At 36.6% G+C, this 15,868-nt stretch carries 29 protein-coding genes; 3 read left to right on the forward strand and 26 right to left on the reverse strand.

The features are described from left to right. Positions 1-2: 2 nt before the first annotated feature. The 25 genes from rpsM to KBP46_RS12635 form a co-directional block, all read right to left on the reverse strand. A complete protein-coding gene (rpsM, locus tag KBP46_RS12515; RefSeq protein WP_034694696.1) occupies positions 3-380 on the reverse strand; it encodes a 30S ribosomal protein S13 in 378 nt (125 codons plus the stop codon). A 7-nt stretch (positions 381-387) separates the two neighbouring features. Further along, the gene (gene rpmJ, locus KBP46_RS12520) at positions 388-504 is read right to left on the reverse strand and encodes a 50S ribosomal protein L36 (RefSeq protein WP_007839480.1); all 117 of its coding nucleotides are present in this window, start codon (positions 502-504) and stop codon (positions 388-390) included. A 64-nt stretch (positions 505-568) separates the two neighbouring features. Further along, entirely contained in the window at positions 569-784 is a 216-nt protein-coding gene (gene infA / locus KBP46_RS12525; protein WP_027381317.1) for a translation initiation factor IF-1, read from the reverse strand. A gap of 3 nt (positions 785-787) precedes the next feature. Next, a complete protein-coding gene (gene secY / locus KBP46_RS12530; protein WP_062673613.1) occupies positions 788-2,167 on the reverse strand; it encodes a preprotein translocase subunit SecY in 1,380 nt (459 codons plus the stop codon). Positions 2,168-2,176: 9 nt separating this feature from the next. Next, entirely contained in the window at positions 2,177-2,626 is a 450-nt protein-coding gene (rplO, locus tag KBP46_RS12535; protein ID WP_062673611.1) for a 50S ribosomal protein L15, read from the reverse strand. A gap of 21 nt (positions 2,627-2,647) precedes the next feature. Then, positions 2,648-2,824, reverse strand: coding sequence for a 50S ribosomal protein L30 (rpmD, locus tag KBP46_RS12540; RefSeq protein ID WP_027371710.1), 177 nt, complete (start codon positions 2,822-2,824; stop codon positions 2,648-2,650). A gap of 11 nt (positions 2,825-2,835) precedes the next feature. After that, positions 2,836-3,357 carry a 30S ribosomal protein S5 gene (gene rpsE / locus KBP46_RS12545; RefSeq protein ID WP_002983245.1) on the reverse strand — a complete coding sequence of 174 codons (522 nt, stop codon included), beginning with the start codon at positions 3,355-3,357 and terminating at the stop codon, positions 2,836-2,838. A gap of 19 nt (positions 3,358-3,376) precedes the next feature. After that, positions 3,377-3,730: a 50S ribosomal protein L18 gene (gene rplR / locus KBP46_RS12550; RefSeq protein ID WP_034694689.1), complete on the reverse strand. Its 354-nt coding sequence runs from the start codon at positions 3,728-3,730 to the stop codon at positions 3,377-3,379. 15 nt (positions 3,731-3,745) lie between these two features. Beyond that, positions 3,746-4,291 (reverse strand): 50S ribosomal protein L6, encoded by a 546-nt coding sequence (gene rplF, locus KBP46_RS12555; protein WP_034694687.1) that lies wholly within the window; start codon positions 4,289-4,291, stop codon positions 3,746-3,748. A gap of 17 nt (positions 4,292-4,308) precedes the next feature. Then, positions 4,309-4,707, reverse strand: a complete 399-nt coding sequence (rpsH, locus tag KBP46_RS12560; protein WP_002983236.1) for a 30S ribosomal protein S8 — start codon at positions 4,705-4,707, stop codon at positions 4,309-4,311. A 146-nt stretch (positions 4,708-4,853) separates the two neighbouring features. Continuing rightward, positions 4,854-5,123, reverse strand: a complete 270-nt coding sequence (gene rpsN / locus KBP46_RS12565; protein WP_002983233.1) for a 30S ribosomal protein S14 — start codon at positions 5,121-5,123, stop codon at positions 4,854-4,856. A 3-nt stretch (positions 5,124-5,126) separates the two neighbouring features. Beyond that, on the reverse strand, positions 5,127-5,678 hold the full coding sequence (gene rplE / locus KBP46_RS12570; RefSeq protein ID WP_062673609.1) for a 50S ribosomal protein L5: 552 nt from the start codon (positions 5,676-5,678) through the stop codon (positions 5,127-5,129). Positions 5,679-5,691: 13 nt separating this feature from the next. Beyond that, positions 5,692-6,018 (reverse strand): 50S ribosomal protein L24, encoded by a 327-nt coding sequence (rplX, locus tag KBP46_RS12575; protein ID WP_029297774.1) that lies wholly within the window; start codon positions 6,016-6,018, stop codon positions 5,692-5,694. A gap of 21 nt (positions 6,019-6,039) precedes the next feature. After that, entirely contained in the window at positions 6,040-6,408 is a 369-nt protein-coding gene (rplN, locus tag KBP46_RS12580; RefSeq protein ID WP_002983226.1) for a 50S ribosomal protein L14, read from the reverse strand. A 2-nt stretch (positions 6,409-6,410) separates the two neighbouring features. Beyond that, positions 6,411-6,665, reverse strand: coding sequence for a 30S ribosomal protein S17 (rpsQ, locus tag KBP46_RS12585; protein WP_027371715.1), 255 nt, complete (start codon positions 6,663-6,665; stop codon positions 6,411-6,413). A 12-nt stretch (positions 6,666-6,677) separates the two neighbouring features. Continuing rightward, complete coding sequence (rpmC, locus tag KBP46_RS12590; protein ID WP_034694678.1) at positions 6,678-6,863, reverse strand: 50S ribosomal protein L29; 186 nt, start codon at positions 6,861-6,863, stop codon at positions 6,678-6,680. Positions 6,864-6,875: 12 nt separating this feature from the next. After that, on the reverse strand, positions 6,876-7,301 hold the full coding sequence (gene rplP, locus KBP46_RS12595; protein ID WP_034694677.1) for a 50S ribosomal protein L16: 426 nt from the start codon (positions 7,299-7,301) through the stop codon (positions 6,876-6,878). A 98-nt stretch (positions 7,302-7,399) separates the two neighbouring features. Beyond that, positions 7,400-8,149 carry a 30S ribosomal protein S3 gene (rpsC, locus tag KBP46_RS12600; RefSeq protein ID WP_034694675.1) on the reverse strand — a complete coding sequence of 250 codons (750 nt, stop codon included), beginning with the start codon at positions 8,147-8,149 and terminating at the stop codon, positions 7,400-7,402. A gap of 7 nt (positions 8,150-8,156) precedes the next feature. Then, positions 8,157-8,555, reverse strand: coding sequence for a 50S ribosomal protein L22 (gene rplV, locus KBP46_RS12605; RefSeq protein ID WP_002983214.1), 399 nt, complete (start codon positions 8,553-8,555; stop codon positions 8,157-8,159). Positions 8,556-8,557: 2 nt separating this feature from the next. Continuing rightward, positions 8,558-8,836: a 30S ribosomal protein S19 gene (gene rpsS, locus KBP46_RS12610; protein ID WP_002983209.1), complete on the reverse strand. Its 279-nt coding sequence runs from the start codon at positions 8,834-8,836 to the stop codon at positions 8,558-8,560. Positions 8,837-8,838: 2 nt separating this feature from the next. Then, positions 8,839-9,660 carry a 50S ribosomal protein L2 gene (gene rplB, locus KBP46_RS12615; RefSeq protein WP_027381305.1) on the reverse strand — a complete coding sequence of 274 codons (822 nt, stop codon included), beginning with the start codon at positions 9,658-9,660 and terminating at the stop codon, positions 8,839-8,841. A gap of 22 nt (positions 9,661-9,682) precedes the next feature. Next, positions 9,683-9,973 carry a 50S ribosomal protein L23 gene (rplW, locus tag KBP46_RS12620; protein WP_002983204.1) on the reverse strand — a complete coding sequence of 97 codons (291 nt, stop codon included), beginning with the start codon at positions 9,971-9,973 and terminating at the stop codon, positions 9,683-9,685. A gap of 3 nt (positions 9,974-9,976) precedes the next feature. Then, the gene (rplD, locus tag KBP46_RS12625) at positions 9,977-10,606 is read right to left on the reverse strand and encodes a 50S ribosomal protein L4 (RefSeq protein ID WP_034694672.1); all 630 of its coding nucleotides are present in this window, start codon (positions 10,604-10,606) and stop codon (positions 9,977-9,979) included. After that, positions 10,597-11,223 (reverse strand): 50S ribosomal protein L3, encoded by a 627-nt coding sequence (gene rplC / locus KBP46_RS12630; protein WP_002983195.1) that lies wholly within the window; start codon positions 11,221-11,223, stop codon positions 10,597-10,599. Before rplC ends, rplD begins: the two co-directional genes overlap by 10 nt. A gap of 191 nt (positions 11,224-11,414) precedes the next feature. Then, positions 11,415-12,311: a LysR family transcriptional regulator gene (locus KBP46_RS12635; protein ID WP_216443391.1), complete on the reverse strand. Its 897-nt coding sequence runs from the start codon at positions 12,309-12,311 to the stop codon at positions 11,415-11,417. Between the two features lie 131 nt (positions 12,312-12,442). On the opposite strand from KBP46_RS12635, the gene KBP46_RS12640 reads away from it, so the two are divergent. After that, positions 12,443-12,835 (forward strand): rhodanese-like domain-containing protein, encoded by a 393-nt coding sequence (locus KBP46_RS12640; protein ID WP_216443392.1) that lies wholly within the window; start codon positions 12,443-12,445, stop codon positions 12,833-12,835. Between the two features lie 17 nt (positions 12,836-12,852). Further along, positions 12,853-13,296 (forward strand): GNAT family N-acetyltransferase, encoded by a 444-nt coding sequence (locus KBP46_RS12645; RefSeq protein ID WP_216443393.1) that lies wholly within the window; start codon positions 12,853-12,855, stop codon positions 13,294-13,296. 84 nt (positions 13,297-13,380) lie between these two features. On the opposite strand, the gene KBP46_RS12650 is transcribed toward KBP46_RS12645, so the two are convergent. Beyond that, positions 13,381-14,145 (reverse strand): DeoR/GlpR family DNA-binding transcription regulator, encoded by a 765-nt coding sequence (locus tag KBP46_RS12650; protein ID WP_202840850.1) that lies wholly within the window; start codon positions 14,143-14,145, stop codon positions 13,381-13,383. Between the two features lie 116 nt (positions 14,146-14,261). On the opposite strand from KBP46_RS12650, the gene KBP46_RS12655 reads away from it, so the two are divergent. Beyond that, the gene (locus KBP46_RS12655) at positions 14,262-15,860 is read left to right on the forward strand and encodes a glycerol-3-phosphate dehydrogenase/oxidase (protein ID WP_202840851.1); all 1,599 of its coding nucleotides are present in this window, start codon (positions 14,262-14,264) and stop codon (positions 15,858-15,860) included. The last annotated feature ends 8 nt before the right edge of the window (positions 15,861-15,868 follow it).

The following is a 15,868-nucleotide window of genomic DNA, read 5'->3' on the forward strand; positions in this document are numbered from 1 at the left end:
GATTATTTACTAGCTTTTTTCTTGTTAGCAACAGTTTTTCTCTTTCCTTTTCTGGTTCTAGAGTTGTTTTTCGTTCTCTGGCCTCTTAAAGGTAATCCAAGTCTGTGACGTATTCCTCGTTGGCATCCTATGTCCATCAATCTCTTGATGTTCAATTGCACTTCAGATCTTAATTCTCCTTCAACTTTTACGTTTTCTAAGATATAAGTTCTGATGGCAGCCAATTCATCGTCATTCCATTCGTTGACTTTTTTGTCTTCGCTGATACCGGCAGCTTTAAGGATTTCAGAAGAAGTACTTCTTCCAACACCATAAATGTAAGTTAAACCGATAACTCCTCTTTTGTTTTTTGGTAAATCAATACCTGCAATTCTCGCCATAATTTAATTAACCTTGTCTTTGTTTAAATTTTGGGTTCTTCTTGTTGATTACGAACAGTACACCTTTTCTGCGTACGATTTTGCAATCAGCGCTTCTTTTTTTAATTGATGCTCTTACTTTCATTTTGATAGTATTTATTTTTTAACAAGAGCCAAATGGAGATCTAAAGATTCCATTTGGCGTTTGTTTAATATCTAAATGTGATTCTCCCTTTTGATAAATCATAAGGAGACATTTCTAGTTTTACCTTATCACCAGGTAAAAGTTTAATATAATGCATTCTCATTTTACCAGAAATATGAGCGATAAGAATATGCCCATTTTCTAGTTCTACACGGAACTGAGCGTTCGAAAGTGCTTCCGTTATAACGCCGTCTTGTTCAATATGTTTTTGTTTTGCCATAAATTAATATCCAGTCGTTCTTGATAATTTAGACTGCATTAAGCCATCATAATGATGGTTCAGCAGATATGTATTAATCTGTTGAACTGTATCTAAAATTACACCCACCATAATTAATAGGGACGTTCCCCCAAAAAATAGGGCAAACGCATCTGTCTGAACAAAGGTTCCATGCACAATTGCCGGAAGGATTGCAAAGATAGATAAAAATATTGCACCTGGCAAGGTAATTTTTGATAAAATATCATCTAAATAATCAGCGGTCTCTTTTCCTGGTCTTACTTTTGGTACTAAACCTCCATTTCTCTTCAAATCATCAGCCATCTGGTTTACCGGAATTGTAATCGCAGTATAGAAAAATGAGAAGATAATAATTAATAGCGCAAACAATACGTTGTACTGCCAGCTAAAAACATTCTTGAAACCTGCAAGAAAAGTATTAGACTCATCGAATTTTGTTAATAATCCTGGTACGAACATCAATGCCTGAGCAAAGATAATCGGCATTACACCAGCAGCATTTACTTTCAATGGAATCCATTGTCTTGCTCCCTGCATAAGATTTCTGTTTACACCTCCTCTTGCTTGAGCTCTGCTTACATACTGAATTGGAATTTTTCTAACAGCTACTGATAAGATTACTGCTAAAAGAACAACCAACATCCAGAATAATACTTCAATAAGGATCATGATAGATCCCATTCCTCCTTTTCCGTTCTGCACGGCCATCTCCTGTACGAATGCCTCAGGTAATCTTGAAAGGATCCCCACCATAATAAGGATAGAGATACCATTTCCGATTCCTTTATCGGTAATCTTTTCACCTAGCCACATTGCAAATACTGAACCGGCAACCAAAATAACAATACTTGGTAACCAGAACATAATTGAATTTGGCTCTACATAGTATGCAGACTGGAACTGAGCATATGGTAAGAATAATTGAGTAATAGAAGTTAAGTAAGAAGGTGCCTGTACCAGACAAACTCCAATCGTTAACCATCTTGTAATTTGGTTCAATGTATTTCTACCTGACTCTCCATCTTTCTGAAGCTTCTGAAGATAAGGAATAGCCATCCCCATCAACTGAACAATAATAGAAGCAGAAATATAAGGCATGATTCCTAACGCCATTACGGAAGCGTGGCTGAAAGCTCCCCCCGTAAACGACGAAAGCAAGCCAAGGAGACCTGCTCCTTGCTTGTTACCGCCTTGATTTTTATAATGCTCTAAGAGATCTCCCACCTCTGCAAGGTTAATCGCAGGAAGCGAGATATAAGATGCGAATCTATACACAAGGATAATACCTAAAGTAAAGAGAATTTTATCTCTAAGTTCTTTAAGACTCCAAATATTTTTAAGTGTTTGTATAAATTCTTTCATTAGTAAGTATTATAAGGTAATTGCTTTTCCACCTGCTTTAGCAATAAGCTCTTCAGCAGATTTAGTGAATTTGTCAGCAGAGATTGAAACCGCAGATTTCAATTCTCCTCTACCCATAATTTTCACTAATTCGTTTTTAGAAACTATCCCGTTTGCTACTAAAACTTCTTTCGTGATATCTCCAGTGATGGATTTGTTCTCGATTAAAGTTTGAATAGTATCAAGGTTAATTCCTCTAAACTCTTTTCTGTTTACGTTTTTGAATCCGAATTTAGGTAATCTTCTTTGTAAAGGCATCTGTCCACCTTCGAAACCGATTTTTTGAGAATAACCAGCTCTCGCTTTCTGACCTTTGTGACCTTTTGTTGAAGTACCTCCTTTTCCGCTACCTTGACCTCTACCAATTCTCTTTGAGTTGAAAGTAGATCCTGCAGCAGGTTTTATGTTATTTAAATTCATTTTAATTTCTCTTTTATAAAATTATTTTTGAACTTCAAGTAAGTGTCCTACAGCAGCGATCATTCCTAAGATGGAAGGAGTAGCTTCATGCTCTACAACTTGGTGAAGTTTTTTTAATCCTAATGCTTCAAGCGTTCTCTTTTGGGTTTTTGTTCTACCAATAGCGCTTCTTACTTGCTTTACTTTAATTGTTGCCATTGCTTTAATTATTAACCGTTAAACACTTTACTTAGAGAAATTCCTCTCATTCTAGCGATTTCTTCAGGTCTTCTGATGTCTAATAACGCTTTGAAAGTAGCTTTCACTACGTTGTGAGGGTTAGAAGATCCTTTAGATTTTGAAAGGATATCGTGAATACCAGCAGATTCCAATACCGCTCTTACCGCACCTCCGGCGATCAATCCTGTACCGTGAGAAGCAGGTCTTAAGAAGATATCTGCACCACCGTATCTAGCAGTAGTTTGGTGAGGGATAGTATGGTTCATTACAGGAACTTTCACAAGGTTTTTCTTAGCGTCTTCAACTGCTTTAGCAATTGCAGAAGCAACCTCTTTAGATTTTCCTAAACCGAAACCGATAACACCTTCTTCGTTACCTACTACAACAATAGCAGAAAATCCGAAAGCTCTACCTCCTTTTGTTACTTTTGTTACTCTGTTAACAGCTACGAGACGATCTTTTAATTCTAATCCTCCCGGTTTTACTCTTTCTATATTATCTAGTCCTAACATATTTTCCGAAATTTAATGATTAGAATTTAAGTCCACCTTCTCTTGCACCATCAGCTAGAGCTTTCACTCTACCGTGGTAAACGAATCCGTTTCTGTCAAATACAATACTTTCGATTCCTGCAGCGATAGCTTTAGCAGCGATAGCTTTACCAACAGCAGCAGAAACTTCAGTCTTAGTACCTTTAGCGTCTACACCTTTCTCTCTTGAAGAAGCTGATGCTAAAGTTTTACCATTTTTATCGTCGATTAACTGAGCGTAAATTTCCTTATTACTTTTGTATACAGATAATCTTGGCAATTCAGAAGATCCAGAGATTTTCCCTCTTACTCTTCTTTTGATTCTTATTCTTTTTTCTAATTTACTTAATGCCATAATACTTATAATTTATTAAGCAGATTTACCAGCTTTACGTCTAACAATTTCTCCTACGAATCTTACACCTTTTCCTTTGTATGGCTCAGGCTTTCTGAAAGAACGGATCTTTGCAGCTACCATTCCTAGAAGTTGGTTGTCGTGAGACGTTAAAGTAATAATTGGGTTTTTACCTTTTTCAGTCAATGTATCAACTTTTACTTCACCTGGAAGTTCTAATACGATACCGTGAGAGAATCCTAAAGCTAACTCAAGTTTTTGACCTGCGTGTGAAGCTCTATATCCTACCCCTACTAGTTCAAGTTTCTTTTCGAAACCTGCACTTACACCAACAATCATGTTGTTGATTAACGCTCTGTATAGACCGTGAAGTGCTTTGTGTTGTTTAGAATCAGATGGTCTGTTTACGTTAAGTTCACCATCTTTCTGTTCTATAGTAATTCCTGCCGTAAGCTCCTGAGAAAGTTCTCCTTTAGCTCCTTTTACAGTTACTACACCGTTATTTTCAGTGATTGTAACTCCAGCTGGAATTGTTATAATTGCTTTACCAATTCTTGACATTTTCCTCTGATTAAAAATTAATAAACATAGCAGATTACTTCACCGCCTACTTTCTCTTCTCTAGCTTTCTTGTCAGTCATTACTCCTTTAGAAGTAGAGATGATAGAAATACCCAAACCGTTTAGTACTCTTGGAAGCTCAGCTGAACCTTTGTACTGTCTCAAACCTGGTCTAGAAGCTCTTTGGATAGACTTGATAGCCGGTTTGTTAGTTTGCTTATCATACTTTAAAGCGATTTTGATCACTCCTTGAACAGCGTTATCTTCAAACTTGTAGTTTAAGATATACCCTTGATCAAATAAGATCTTAGTAATCTCCTTTTTGATTTTCGATGCAGGAATTTCCACCACTTTGTGGCCTGCGCTTTGTGCGTTCCTTACTCTAGTTAGGAAATCTGAAATTGGATCTGTTACCATTTTTCTTTTATAATTATTGGTTAAAGAACAATCAGTTTTGCAAAGACTTGAAGAGTAAAATATCAGACGTCAGAAATCTTCAGTCTGATATTTTTATCTTTAGTATCTGAACAACTTAATTGTTCCGATTTTTTATCTAGTGATTATTACCAGCTAGCTTTTCTTACTCCTGGGATAAGACCGTTGTTAGCCATTTCTCTGAAAGTTACTCTGGAAATACCAAACGTTCTCATGTATCCTCTTGGTCTACCTGTTAGTTTACATCTGTTGTGTAATCTTACAGGAGAAGCATTTTTTGGCAATTTTTGAAGTCCTTCGTAATCACCAGCTTCTTTAAGAGCTTGTCTTTTAGCAGCGTATTTAGCAACTAGTGCTTCTCTTTTGCGCTCACGCGCTTTCATTGATTCTTTAGCCATTTCTTAGTTCTTTTTAAATGGTAAACCGAAGTGAGTTAATAATGCTTTAGCTTCTTTATCTGTTTTCGCAGTAGTAACGAAAGTGATGTCCATCCCTTGGATTTTTTTCACTTTGTCAATTACGATTTCAGGGAAGATAATCTGCTCAGTAATACCTAAGTTGTAGTTACCTCTACCATCGAAACCATCAGCTTTGATTCCAGAGAAATCTCTGATACGAGGCAAAGCAGAAGCAGTAAGTCTGTCTAAGAATTCATACATTCTGTCAGCTCTCAATGTTACTTTAGCACCTACCGGCATTCCTTTTCTCAATTTGAAAGCAGCTTCGTCTTTTTTAGAGATTGTACCAACAGCCTTTTGACCAGTGATATTTGTAAGCTCTTCTACAGCATAATCAATGATTTTCTTGTCTGCAGTAGCATCACCTAAACCTTGTGATACAACGATTTTCTCTAATTTAGGTACTTGCATTACTGACTTATACCCGAATTCTTCCATCATTGCAGGAACAATTGTCTCTTTATATGCTTTTTTGGGTCTTGCTATATATTCCATGTGTTATTTAAAATTATAAAGTTTCACCCGTTTTTTTGTTGATTCTTACTTTCTTATCTCCTTCGATTTTGTAACCTACTTTGATAGCTTTTCCGTCTTTACCAACTAAAGCTACGTTTGAGATATGAATAGAAGCTTCCTTCTCAGTAATTCCTCCTTGAGGATTAGAAGCTGAAGGCTTAACGTGTTTTTTAACGATGTTAAGTCCTGCAACGATTACTCTTGGGTCTCTACCTTCTTTCTTGATCACTTCAATAACTTCACCAGTCTTACCCTTGATATCTTTCTTACCAGTAGTAATGATTACGTTATCTCCTCTTTTTATTTTTAACTTTGACATTTCTTTTAAAAATTTTTAAAATTAAAGTACTTCAGGAGCTAATGAAATGATTTTCATATATTCTTTGTCTCTCAACTCACGAGCAACTGGTCCGAAAACACGCGTTCCTCTCATTTCTCCCGCTGCGTTTAGTAATACACAAGCATTGTCGTCGAATTTGATGTATGAACCATCTTTTCTTCTTACTGCTTTTTTAGTTCTTACTACTACAGCTTTAGATACCTGACCTTTTTTAGCATTTCCGGATGGTGTAGAATCCTTGATCGTAACAACGATTTTATCACCAACTGAAGCATATCTTCTTCTGGTTCCTCCCAGAACTCTGATCACTAGTACTTCTTTAGCACCTGTGTTATCAGCAACTTTTAATCTTGATTCTGTTTGTAACATTATTACTTAGCTTTTTCAATGATTCTTACTAATCTCCATCTCTTGCTCTTGCTCAAAGGTCTAGTTTCTTGGATCAAAACTGTATCACCTTCTGTGCATTCGTTGTTCTCGTCGTGTGCAGTATATTTTTTCGTTTTCAAAACGAATTTACCGTACATCGGGTGCTTTACTCTTGTAGTTTCACTAACAACAATAGTTTTTTCCATTTTATTGCTGGAAACCACTCCGATTCTTTCTTTTCTTAAATTTCTATCCATTGTAAAATGAAATTATTGTTTGTTAGTTAACTCAGTGTTTAGTCTTGCGATTGTTTTTCTCAAATCTCTGATTTGAATCGGGTTTTCAATTGGGCTGATTGCATGAGCCAATTTCAATTTAGAATATTGAGCTTTTGCTTCAGTTAATTGAGCTTGAATATCACCCGCGCTTAAATTTTTAATATCAGCATTTTTCATTGTATTCAAAGATTATAGAGGTTTAACAAAATCGTTAGCAACGATGAATTTAGTAACTACTGGTAATTTTTGTGCAGCAAGTCTAAGAGCTTCTTTCGCAATTTCGTAAGGAACTCCTCCAACTTCGAACATAATTTTACCTGGTTTTACTACAGCTACCCAATATTCAACAGCACCCTTACCTTTACCCATACGTACTTCAGCTGGTTTCTTAGTAATTGGCTTATCTGGGAAGATTTTGATCCATAGTTGACCTTCTCTCTTCATATATCTTGTCGCAGCGATACGAGCCGCTTCAATCTGTCTTGCAGTGATCCAAGCTCCTTCCGTTGCTTTGATCCCAAAAGTTCCGTAAGCAAGTTGACTACCTCTCTGGGCATTCCCCTTCATCTTCATCTTGTGAACTCTACGGAATTTGGTTCTTTTTGGTTGTAACATAATTTCTAAATTTTAGATTTTAGATTTTAGATTTTAGATTTTTTTTAATTTTAAAAAAGTAACGGTAATTTAAAATTCAAAATTTCTAATCTAAAATTTTAATTATTATTGTTATTGTTGTTGTTTTTTCTAGGTCTTCTGTTGTCTCTGTCTCCTCCTCTGTTTCCTCTGTCTGACTGACCTCCTTTTTTCTGTTGTCCCACTAGTGGAGAAAGTTCTCTTTTACCGTAAACTTCACCTTTCATGATCCAAACTTTAACCCCTAGTCTACCGTAAGTAGTGTGAGCTTCTGCCCAGTGGTAATCGATATCAGCTCTGAAAGTTGACAATGGAATTCTTCCTTCTTTGAAAGATTCTGATCTTGCCATTTCAGCTCCGTTTAATCTACCAGAGATTTGAACTTTGATACCTTCAGCACCCATTCTCATAGTACTTGCCATTGCCATTTTAACAGCTCTTCTGTAAGAAATTCTGTTTTCAATTTGCTTAGAAATACTATCAGCAACTAGTACAGCATCTAATTCAGGTCTTTTGATTTCGAAAATGTTGATTTGAATATCCTTACCAGTCAATTTCTTCAACTCTTCTTTCAATTTATCAACTTCCTGACCTCCTTTACCGATAATAAGTCCCGGTCTAGCAGTAGTAATAGTTACTGTAACTAATTTTAAAGTTCTTTCAATATAAATTTTTGAAATACCACCTTTAGATAATCTAGCTTCAAGGTATCTTCTGATTTTGTAGTCTTCAGCGATTCTGTCTCCATAATCGTTTCCACCAAACCAGTTAGAATCCCATCCTCTGATGATACCTAATCTGTTACCAATTGGATTTGTCTTCTGTCCCATACCTTGATTAATTTTCTTTGTTACCTAAGATTAATGTAACGTGGTTAGATCTTTTTCTGATTCTATACCCTCTACCTTGTGGAGCTGGTCTTAGTCTCTTCAATTGTCTTGCACTATCCACAAATATTTCTTTAACGATAAGGTTTGCTTCCTCAATGTCAGCACCTTCGTTTTTCACTTGCCAGTTAGCCATAGCAGAAAGAAGTAATTTCTCTAACTTGTTAGAAGCATCCTTCTTAGAATATTTTAGGATATAAAGTGCTTTGTCTACCTGCTCTCCTCTAATGATATCAGCAACTAATCTCATTTTTCTTGGAGAAGACGGGCAATTATTTAATGAAGCTTTTACAACGTCTTTGTTAGCTTCTTTTCTTGCGATTGAACTATCTTGTTTTCTTGATCCCATGATTATCTGCTTCCTTTGTTTTTGTTACCACCATGACCTCTGAAAGATCTTGTTGGAGAAAATTCGCCTAACTTGTGACCAACCATGTTTTCTGTAACGTAAACAGGGATAAAAGATTTCCCGTTGTGTACAGCAATAGTTTGTCCTACGAAGTCCGGAGAGATCATAGATGCTCTAGACCAAGTTTTGATAACTGTCTTCTTACCAGACTCTATATTTGCCTGAACCTTCTTATCTAAAGTATGATGAATGAACGGTCCTTTTTTAAGTGATCTTGCCATAATTATTTTCTTTTAGATACGATGTAACGGTTAGACACTTTGTTTTTCTTTCTAGTTTTGTAACCTTTAGCCGGTTTACCGTTTCTAGATCTTGGGTGACCTCCTGAAGAACGTCCTTCACCACCACCCATTGGGTGATCTACTGGGTTCATTACAACCGCTCTTGTTCTTGGTCTTCTACCTAACCATCTGCTTCTACCAGCCTTACCTGATACAGTTAATTGGTGATCTGAGTTGGAAACAGAACCAATCATTGCCATACATTCAGTAAGGATCATTCTTGATTCTCCTGAAGGTAACTTGATGATTGCATATTTACCATCTCTGGAAGTTAATTGAGCTGAAGAACCAGCACTTCTTGCTAAAATTGCACCTTGTCCAGGCTTCATTTCAACACAAGAGATTACAGTACCCAATGGAATATTTTTCAATTTCATTGCGTTACCTACGTTTGGTTCAACGCTTTCTCCTGATACTACTTTCTGATCAACTTTGATACCGTTTGGAGCGATGATATATCTCTTCTCTCCGTCTGCGTACTCTAATAAAGCGATAAATGCAGTTCTGTTTGGATCGTATTCTACAGATTTTACAGTTGCTTCAACGTTTGCTTTGTTTCTTTTGAAGTCAATAATTCTGTATTTCTTTTTGTGTCCACCTCCGGTGTAACGCATGGTCATTTTACCTGTTTGGTTACGTCCACCTGACTTTTTAATACCAACTGTTAGAGATTTCTCTGGTTTGTTGGTAGTAATTTCCTCAAAATTGTTTACAATTCTGAATCTCTGTCCCGGGGTGATAGGTTTTAATTTTCTAACAGACATTACTATTATTTATAATTAATAATTAATTTACAGCAAAAATATCGATAACCTCACCTTCAGCAAGTTTGATTACCGCTTTTTTCAATTTATTTGTCTTTCCTACTTGAAGACCTTTTTTAGTGTATTTTGAAGAAACCTTCGGAGCATAAATCATTGTGTTAACGTCTGCTACTTTTACACCGTAAGCTGCTTCAACAGCTTTTTTGATCTCGATTTTATTCGCCTTAGGATTCACTAAGAAAGAATAAGAACCTCTTAAATCTGTAAGGTAATTAGCCTTTTCTGAAATAACTGGTTTAATAATAACTGACATGATTTATTTCTTTAAATTTTCCTGGAATTTTTCAACTGCACCTTCGAAGAAAATGATCTCACCAGCGTTTACTAAATCGTAAGAACTGATCTCGTTGAAGTTCATTACTTTAGTTTTAGGTAAGTTTCTTGAAGATAAATACACATTCTTGTTAGCTTCAGGAAGAACGAATAAAGATTTTTTACCGTTAAGTTCCAATGCATTTAATACATTGATGAAATCTTTAGTCTTAGGAGCATCAAAGCTCACATCTTCTAAAACTTTAATGCTGTTGTCTCTCATTTTCTGAGATAAAACAGATTTCTTAGCTAATCTCTTAAGAGCTTTGTTCAATTTGAATCTGTAGTCTCTTGGTTTTGGTCCGAATACTCTACCCCCACCTCTGAATACTGGAGATTTGATATCACCGTATCTAGCAGATCCTGATCCTTTTTGCTTCTTAAGCTTTTTAGTAGAAGCAGTAATTTCGCTTCTTTCTTTTGCTTTATGAGTACCTTGTCTTTGAGCAGCAAGATACTGCTTAACTTCTAAGTAAACCGCGTGCTGATTTGGCTCAATTCCGAATACTGTTTCGTCTAGAGTTACTTTTCTTCCGGTCTCTTTTCCTGATGTATTTAATACTACTAGTTCCATTTTCTGATAATTACATAAGAATTTTTAGCTCCCGGAACAGCACCTTTTACTACTAAAAGATTTTGTTCTTGATCAACTTTTAACACTTGAAGGTTTTGAACAGTTACCTGCTTACCTCCCATTCTTCCAGCCATTCTCATCCCTTTGAATACTCTTGAAGGGTCTGAACCAGCACCGATAGAACCTGGAGCTCTAAGTCTGTTGTGCTGACCATGAGTCGCCTGCATTACACCTCCAAATCCGTGTCTCTTAACAACACCCTGGAAGCCTTTACCTTTTGAAGTTCCTGTTACGTCAACATATTCACCTTCAGCGAATAGATCAACTTTTACTTCTTCTCCTACTTTTACTTCATCAACGAATTCTCTGTAGAATTCTACTAATTTAGCTTTAGGAGCAGAACCAGCCTTTTTAAAATGACCAGCTAACGCTTTACCAACGTTCTTCTCACTCTTGTCATCGAAACCTAACTGAACAGCTTTATAACCGTCTTTTTCTAAGGTTCTGACCTGTAAAACCGAGCATGGACCAGCTTGAATAACTGTACAAGGAATGTTTTTTCCTTCTTCGTTAAACAAAGACGTCATACCGATTTTTTTACCAATAATACCTGACATTGTTTATATTATAATAAAATTTATCCTTTTATTTATCACCATTTTTCGGAAGTCTGAAGTAATTTCTACTTTTGATATAGGCATACTACGCCCCTAAAATGAGTGTGCAAATTTATGAATAATTTTGTAACTGACAAATATTTAGACTAAAATATTTTGATTTTTAATCATTTAGCAGTTTCAGAAAAAAACTATCCAAAATTTTGAAAATATTCTTTGAAGTTTAAAAGAAAGTCGTTAATATATTTTTTTCCGGCATCCGATTTTCTTACCACCAGATAATGTTTTCTTTTCAAACCCTTACTTCCGATTTTTTTAAATTTCAGCTCATCAGACAGCCTGAATGAATGCAATGCCCATTTCGGCATACAGGTAATGCCCATATTGGCCTGCACCATTTCCAAAGTAACTTCTGTTAACGGAACTGCTGAAATCTTCACAGGCATCATTCCGCTGGGATTAAGGAACCGATCGTAAACAGAAACGGTTTCTAAAGGAAAAGAATGAATGATTAAATGAGCATCCCGAAAATCCTCAGCACTAAGATATTCAGAATCATTTAAAAGGTTTTCCTGATGAATTACTGCAAAAACTTCATCCTCAAAAATCTCAATGCAGATCAATTCATTATTACCGGCAGGTTTTGAAGTGACCACTGCAATATCAATTTCATTGGATATGATTTTTTCCACAGGCTTATGAGTCGCTTCCAATACCAGATCCACTTCAATCTCCGGATATAATACTTTCATTTTCTGAATAAATAACGGCAGTCCCTGATAGAATGAGTAACATTCTGTACTAATTTTTATGGTACCCGCTGCTCCTGCTCTTATCTGTTGAATCTCATTCAGACCATTCCCGATACTATCTATTACCGTACATGCAGTTTTGTAGAGCACACTTCCCTCCTCAGTAAGCTCCCATTTGTTCCTTGCCCTGTAAAACACTTTAAACCCAAGCTGGATTTCCAGATCTTTAAGCTGATGGCTTAAGGCTGACTGTGTCAAAAAAAGTTTTTCAGAAGAACCTGCAATACTCCCTTCCTCCGCAATTGTTTTAATAAGTTTTAAAAACTTGATTTCCATAGCGCAAAGTTAATCATATAACAAAAAACACTATCTGAAAATATTTCATTTAACACTGCAGAACATTCAATTTCAATCTTAGGAAAAGAATAAACCCGATCATAGCTTTGCACTACAAACAATTTAACATTATGCAAGAACAAATTGAATTCTACCAGAAAAAATTAATGTATGAAATGGATCCTTCAGATTTATATGATGGATTTCAAAACAGCACAGATTACATTGCAGTAGATACCAGAAGACCAAATGGCTATAGCAAAGAACACATCCCATCTGCAATTAATCTGCCCCATCGGGAAATGACAGAAGAAAGCACCCGGCACCTTGATAAGTCAAAAATATATGTCTGCTACTGCGACGGGATAGGCTGTAATGCTTCCACAAAAGGAGCTTTAAAAATGACCCAATTAGGATTTAAGGTGATGGAATTAATAGGAGGAATGGAATGGTGGAAATTTGATGGCTATGCCACAGAAGGAACAGATCCTACCAATGGTTCCGCTTTTGCATGCGCCTGCTAATTCAGCAACATAAAGATATGAAAATAAGATTCGCCGAAGAAAAAGACATAAGTTCCATTATTGAATTGTGTAAAGCCCATGCGCACTATGAAAGAAACTTTTTTAAGGAAGAAAACAAAAAGGAACAGCTCGCTAAACACCTCCTTGATCCGGTTTCCCATATAAAATGTCTGGTTGCAGAATCTGATACTGAAATAACAGGATATGCAACATTTTTCAAACAGTTCTCCACCTGGGATGTAGGTTACTATATGTATGTTGACTGCTTATTCTTAAAAGAGAATGCAAGGGGAAACGGAACAGGAAAACAAATAATGGAATTAATAAAAATCCACTCAAAAGAAGAAGGCTGCTCGATGATTCAATGGCAAACCCCGGATTTTAATACAAGAGCCATTAAGTTCTACACTGTACTTGGAGCGGAAAGAAAAAACAAAAAGAGATTTTTCTGGAAAGTATAAGTCAAATGATTTCTATTTTAAAATAGAGACCGCCTGAAGTCAGACGGTCTCTATTTTTAACTATTTAATTAAGCTGAATACAGCCTATTTTACAATAACCGTAACCCCTCTCTCTTCCAACGCAGACCGGTCTTCTTCACCGATACCATTATCTGTGATCAGATAATCCACTTCGTCCAATGAGGCAATTTTACCAAACCCCTTCTTATTCAGTTTGGACGAATCTGCCAAAACGACTGTCTTATCCGCACACTCAATCATTACCTGATTAAGATGTGCCTCCGCCGCATTGGAGGTACTGATTCCAAATTCAAGATCAATACCGTCTACCCCCAGAAAAAGTTTATTACAGGAAAACTGTTTGAGAATTCCTTCCGAAATGGATCCTACGATTGAAGTTGAACTTTTCCTCACCTCCCCTCCCAGTTGGATCACATTAATATTAGGATTGTTACAAAGCTCAATAGCCACCCTTAGTGAGGACGTTAAAACAGTAAGCGAATTGAAATTCACAAGCATTCTGGCAAGATAATGCATGGTTGTCCCGGATGCCAATATAATACAGTCGTTTTCGTGAATCAATGATAATGCAGCTTTGGCAATAACCTGCTTCGCTTCCACATTGATATTTTCTTTTTCACCCACATTTTTTTCATAAGCATATCTTACCTGCTTACTTGCTCCTCCATGATTTCTGAAAAGAAGCCCCAGGCTTTCGAGATAATTCAGATCCTTTCGGATCGTAACTGAAGAAACATTGAGCTTTTCACACAGATCCTGAACAAGTACATGCCCTTTCTCATCCAGCTCTTTAAGTATTTCATCCTGCCTTGGTAATAGCTTTTCCATTTTATTCGTTTCATCAAAATTACCGATTTTTTCCGATATTTTAAAATTTCATTTATTTTCTTTTTGCTTTCATTTTTAATTTATATATTTGAAAACGAAACATAAACGAAACATTTATGAAACGAAACGAAGAACTCAGTAAGTTAACCAATGTAAAAGAATGGGACTTTATTGTCATAGGAGGAGGAGCCAGTGGTTTAGGTTCAGCATTAGATGCGGTAAGCAGGGGATTCAAAACTTTATTGCTTGAATCTCATGACTTCGCAAAAGCAACATCCAGCAGAAGTACCAAATTGGTACACGGCGGAGTTAGATATCTCGCTCAGGGAGATGTCGGATTGGTAAAAGAAGCATTAAAAGAAAGAGGACTCTTAGCAAAGAACGCAGCACATATTGTAAAAAATCAGTCTTTTATTATTCCTAACTATACCTGGTGGGGAGGAATCTACTATAAGATAGGTTTATCTGTTTATGATTTCCTTGCGGGAAAACTAAGTTTGGGTAAAACGAAATACATCAGCAAAGCGAAAACCGTTGAAAAGCTTCCTACTATTGAACAAAATCACTTAATGAGTGGTGTTGTTTACCAGGATGGACAGTTTGACGACGCCAGACTTGCCATTAATCTTACCCAGACGATTATTGAAAAAGGAGGAAGTGCTGTTAACTATGTGAAAGTAATCAACCTTTTGAAAGATGCTTCTGATAAAGTAGTAGGCGTAGTTGCTGAAGACCAGTTTTCTAAACAGCAATATCAGATCCATGGTAAAGTAGTCATCAATGCCACTGGTGTATTTACGAATGACATTCTTAATATGAACAACCCTAAGCATGGTAAATTGGTGGTACCAAGCCAGGGAATTCACCTGGTACTGGATAAATCTTTCCTGAAAAGCGATGATGCCATCATGATTCCAAAAACATCAGACGGCAGGGTTTTATTTGTTGTGCCGTGGCACGACAGAGCCTTGGTGGGAACCACCGATACTCTTTTAAAGGATGAAAGCTTTGAGCCTCGTGCACTGGAAGAAGAAATCAGCTTTGTTTTAAATACAGCAAGACAATATCTGGCTAAAAAACCAACCCGTGAAGATGTGAAATCAGTTTTCGCAGGTCTTCGTCCGCTTGCCGCTCCTAAAGATGGAAGCAAAAGCACCAAAGAAGTTTCCCGTAGCCATAAAGTTATTACTTCAGAAACCGGATTAGTTTCTATTATCGGAGGAAAATGGACTACTTACCGTAAAATGGCAGAAGATACTGTAAACGAAGCCATGAAAGTTCACAGATTGGGAAATAGCCCATCTAAAACAGAACATCTTTCCATCCACGGAAATGTAAAACCAGAACAGGTAGACAGAACCAATCATCTGTATGTGTACGGATCTGATATTCCGGCAATCAAAAAATTACAGGAAAGTAATCCGCGCTATGCTCAAAAAATCCATCCTGATCATCCCTTCACCGTAGCAGAAGTGGTATGGGCCGTAAGAGCTGAAATGGCAGAAACCATTGAAGATATCCTGGCAAGAAGAGTACGTCTGCTTTTTCTGGATGCCAGAGCAGCGATAGACAGCGCTCATAACGTAGCAAGAATCCTTGCTGAAGAAAAAGGATATTCTGAAGAATGGGCGCAGCAGCAGGAAAATGAATTCATTGAACTGGCAAGAGGATATTTACTGACTCCTTATTCACCTAAAGTTATCAACCTAAATTAGCATTATAT

The organism is Chryseobacterium sp. PCH239 (assembly GCF_018924625.1).
Taxonomy (GTDB): domain Bacteria; phylum Bacteroidota; class Bacteroidia; order Flavobacteriales; family Weeksellaceae; genus Chryseobacterium; species Chryseobacterium cucumeris.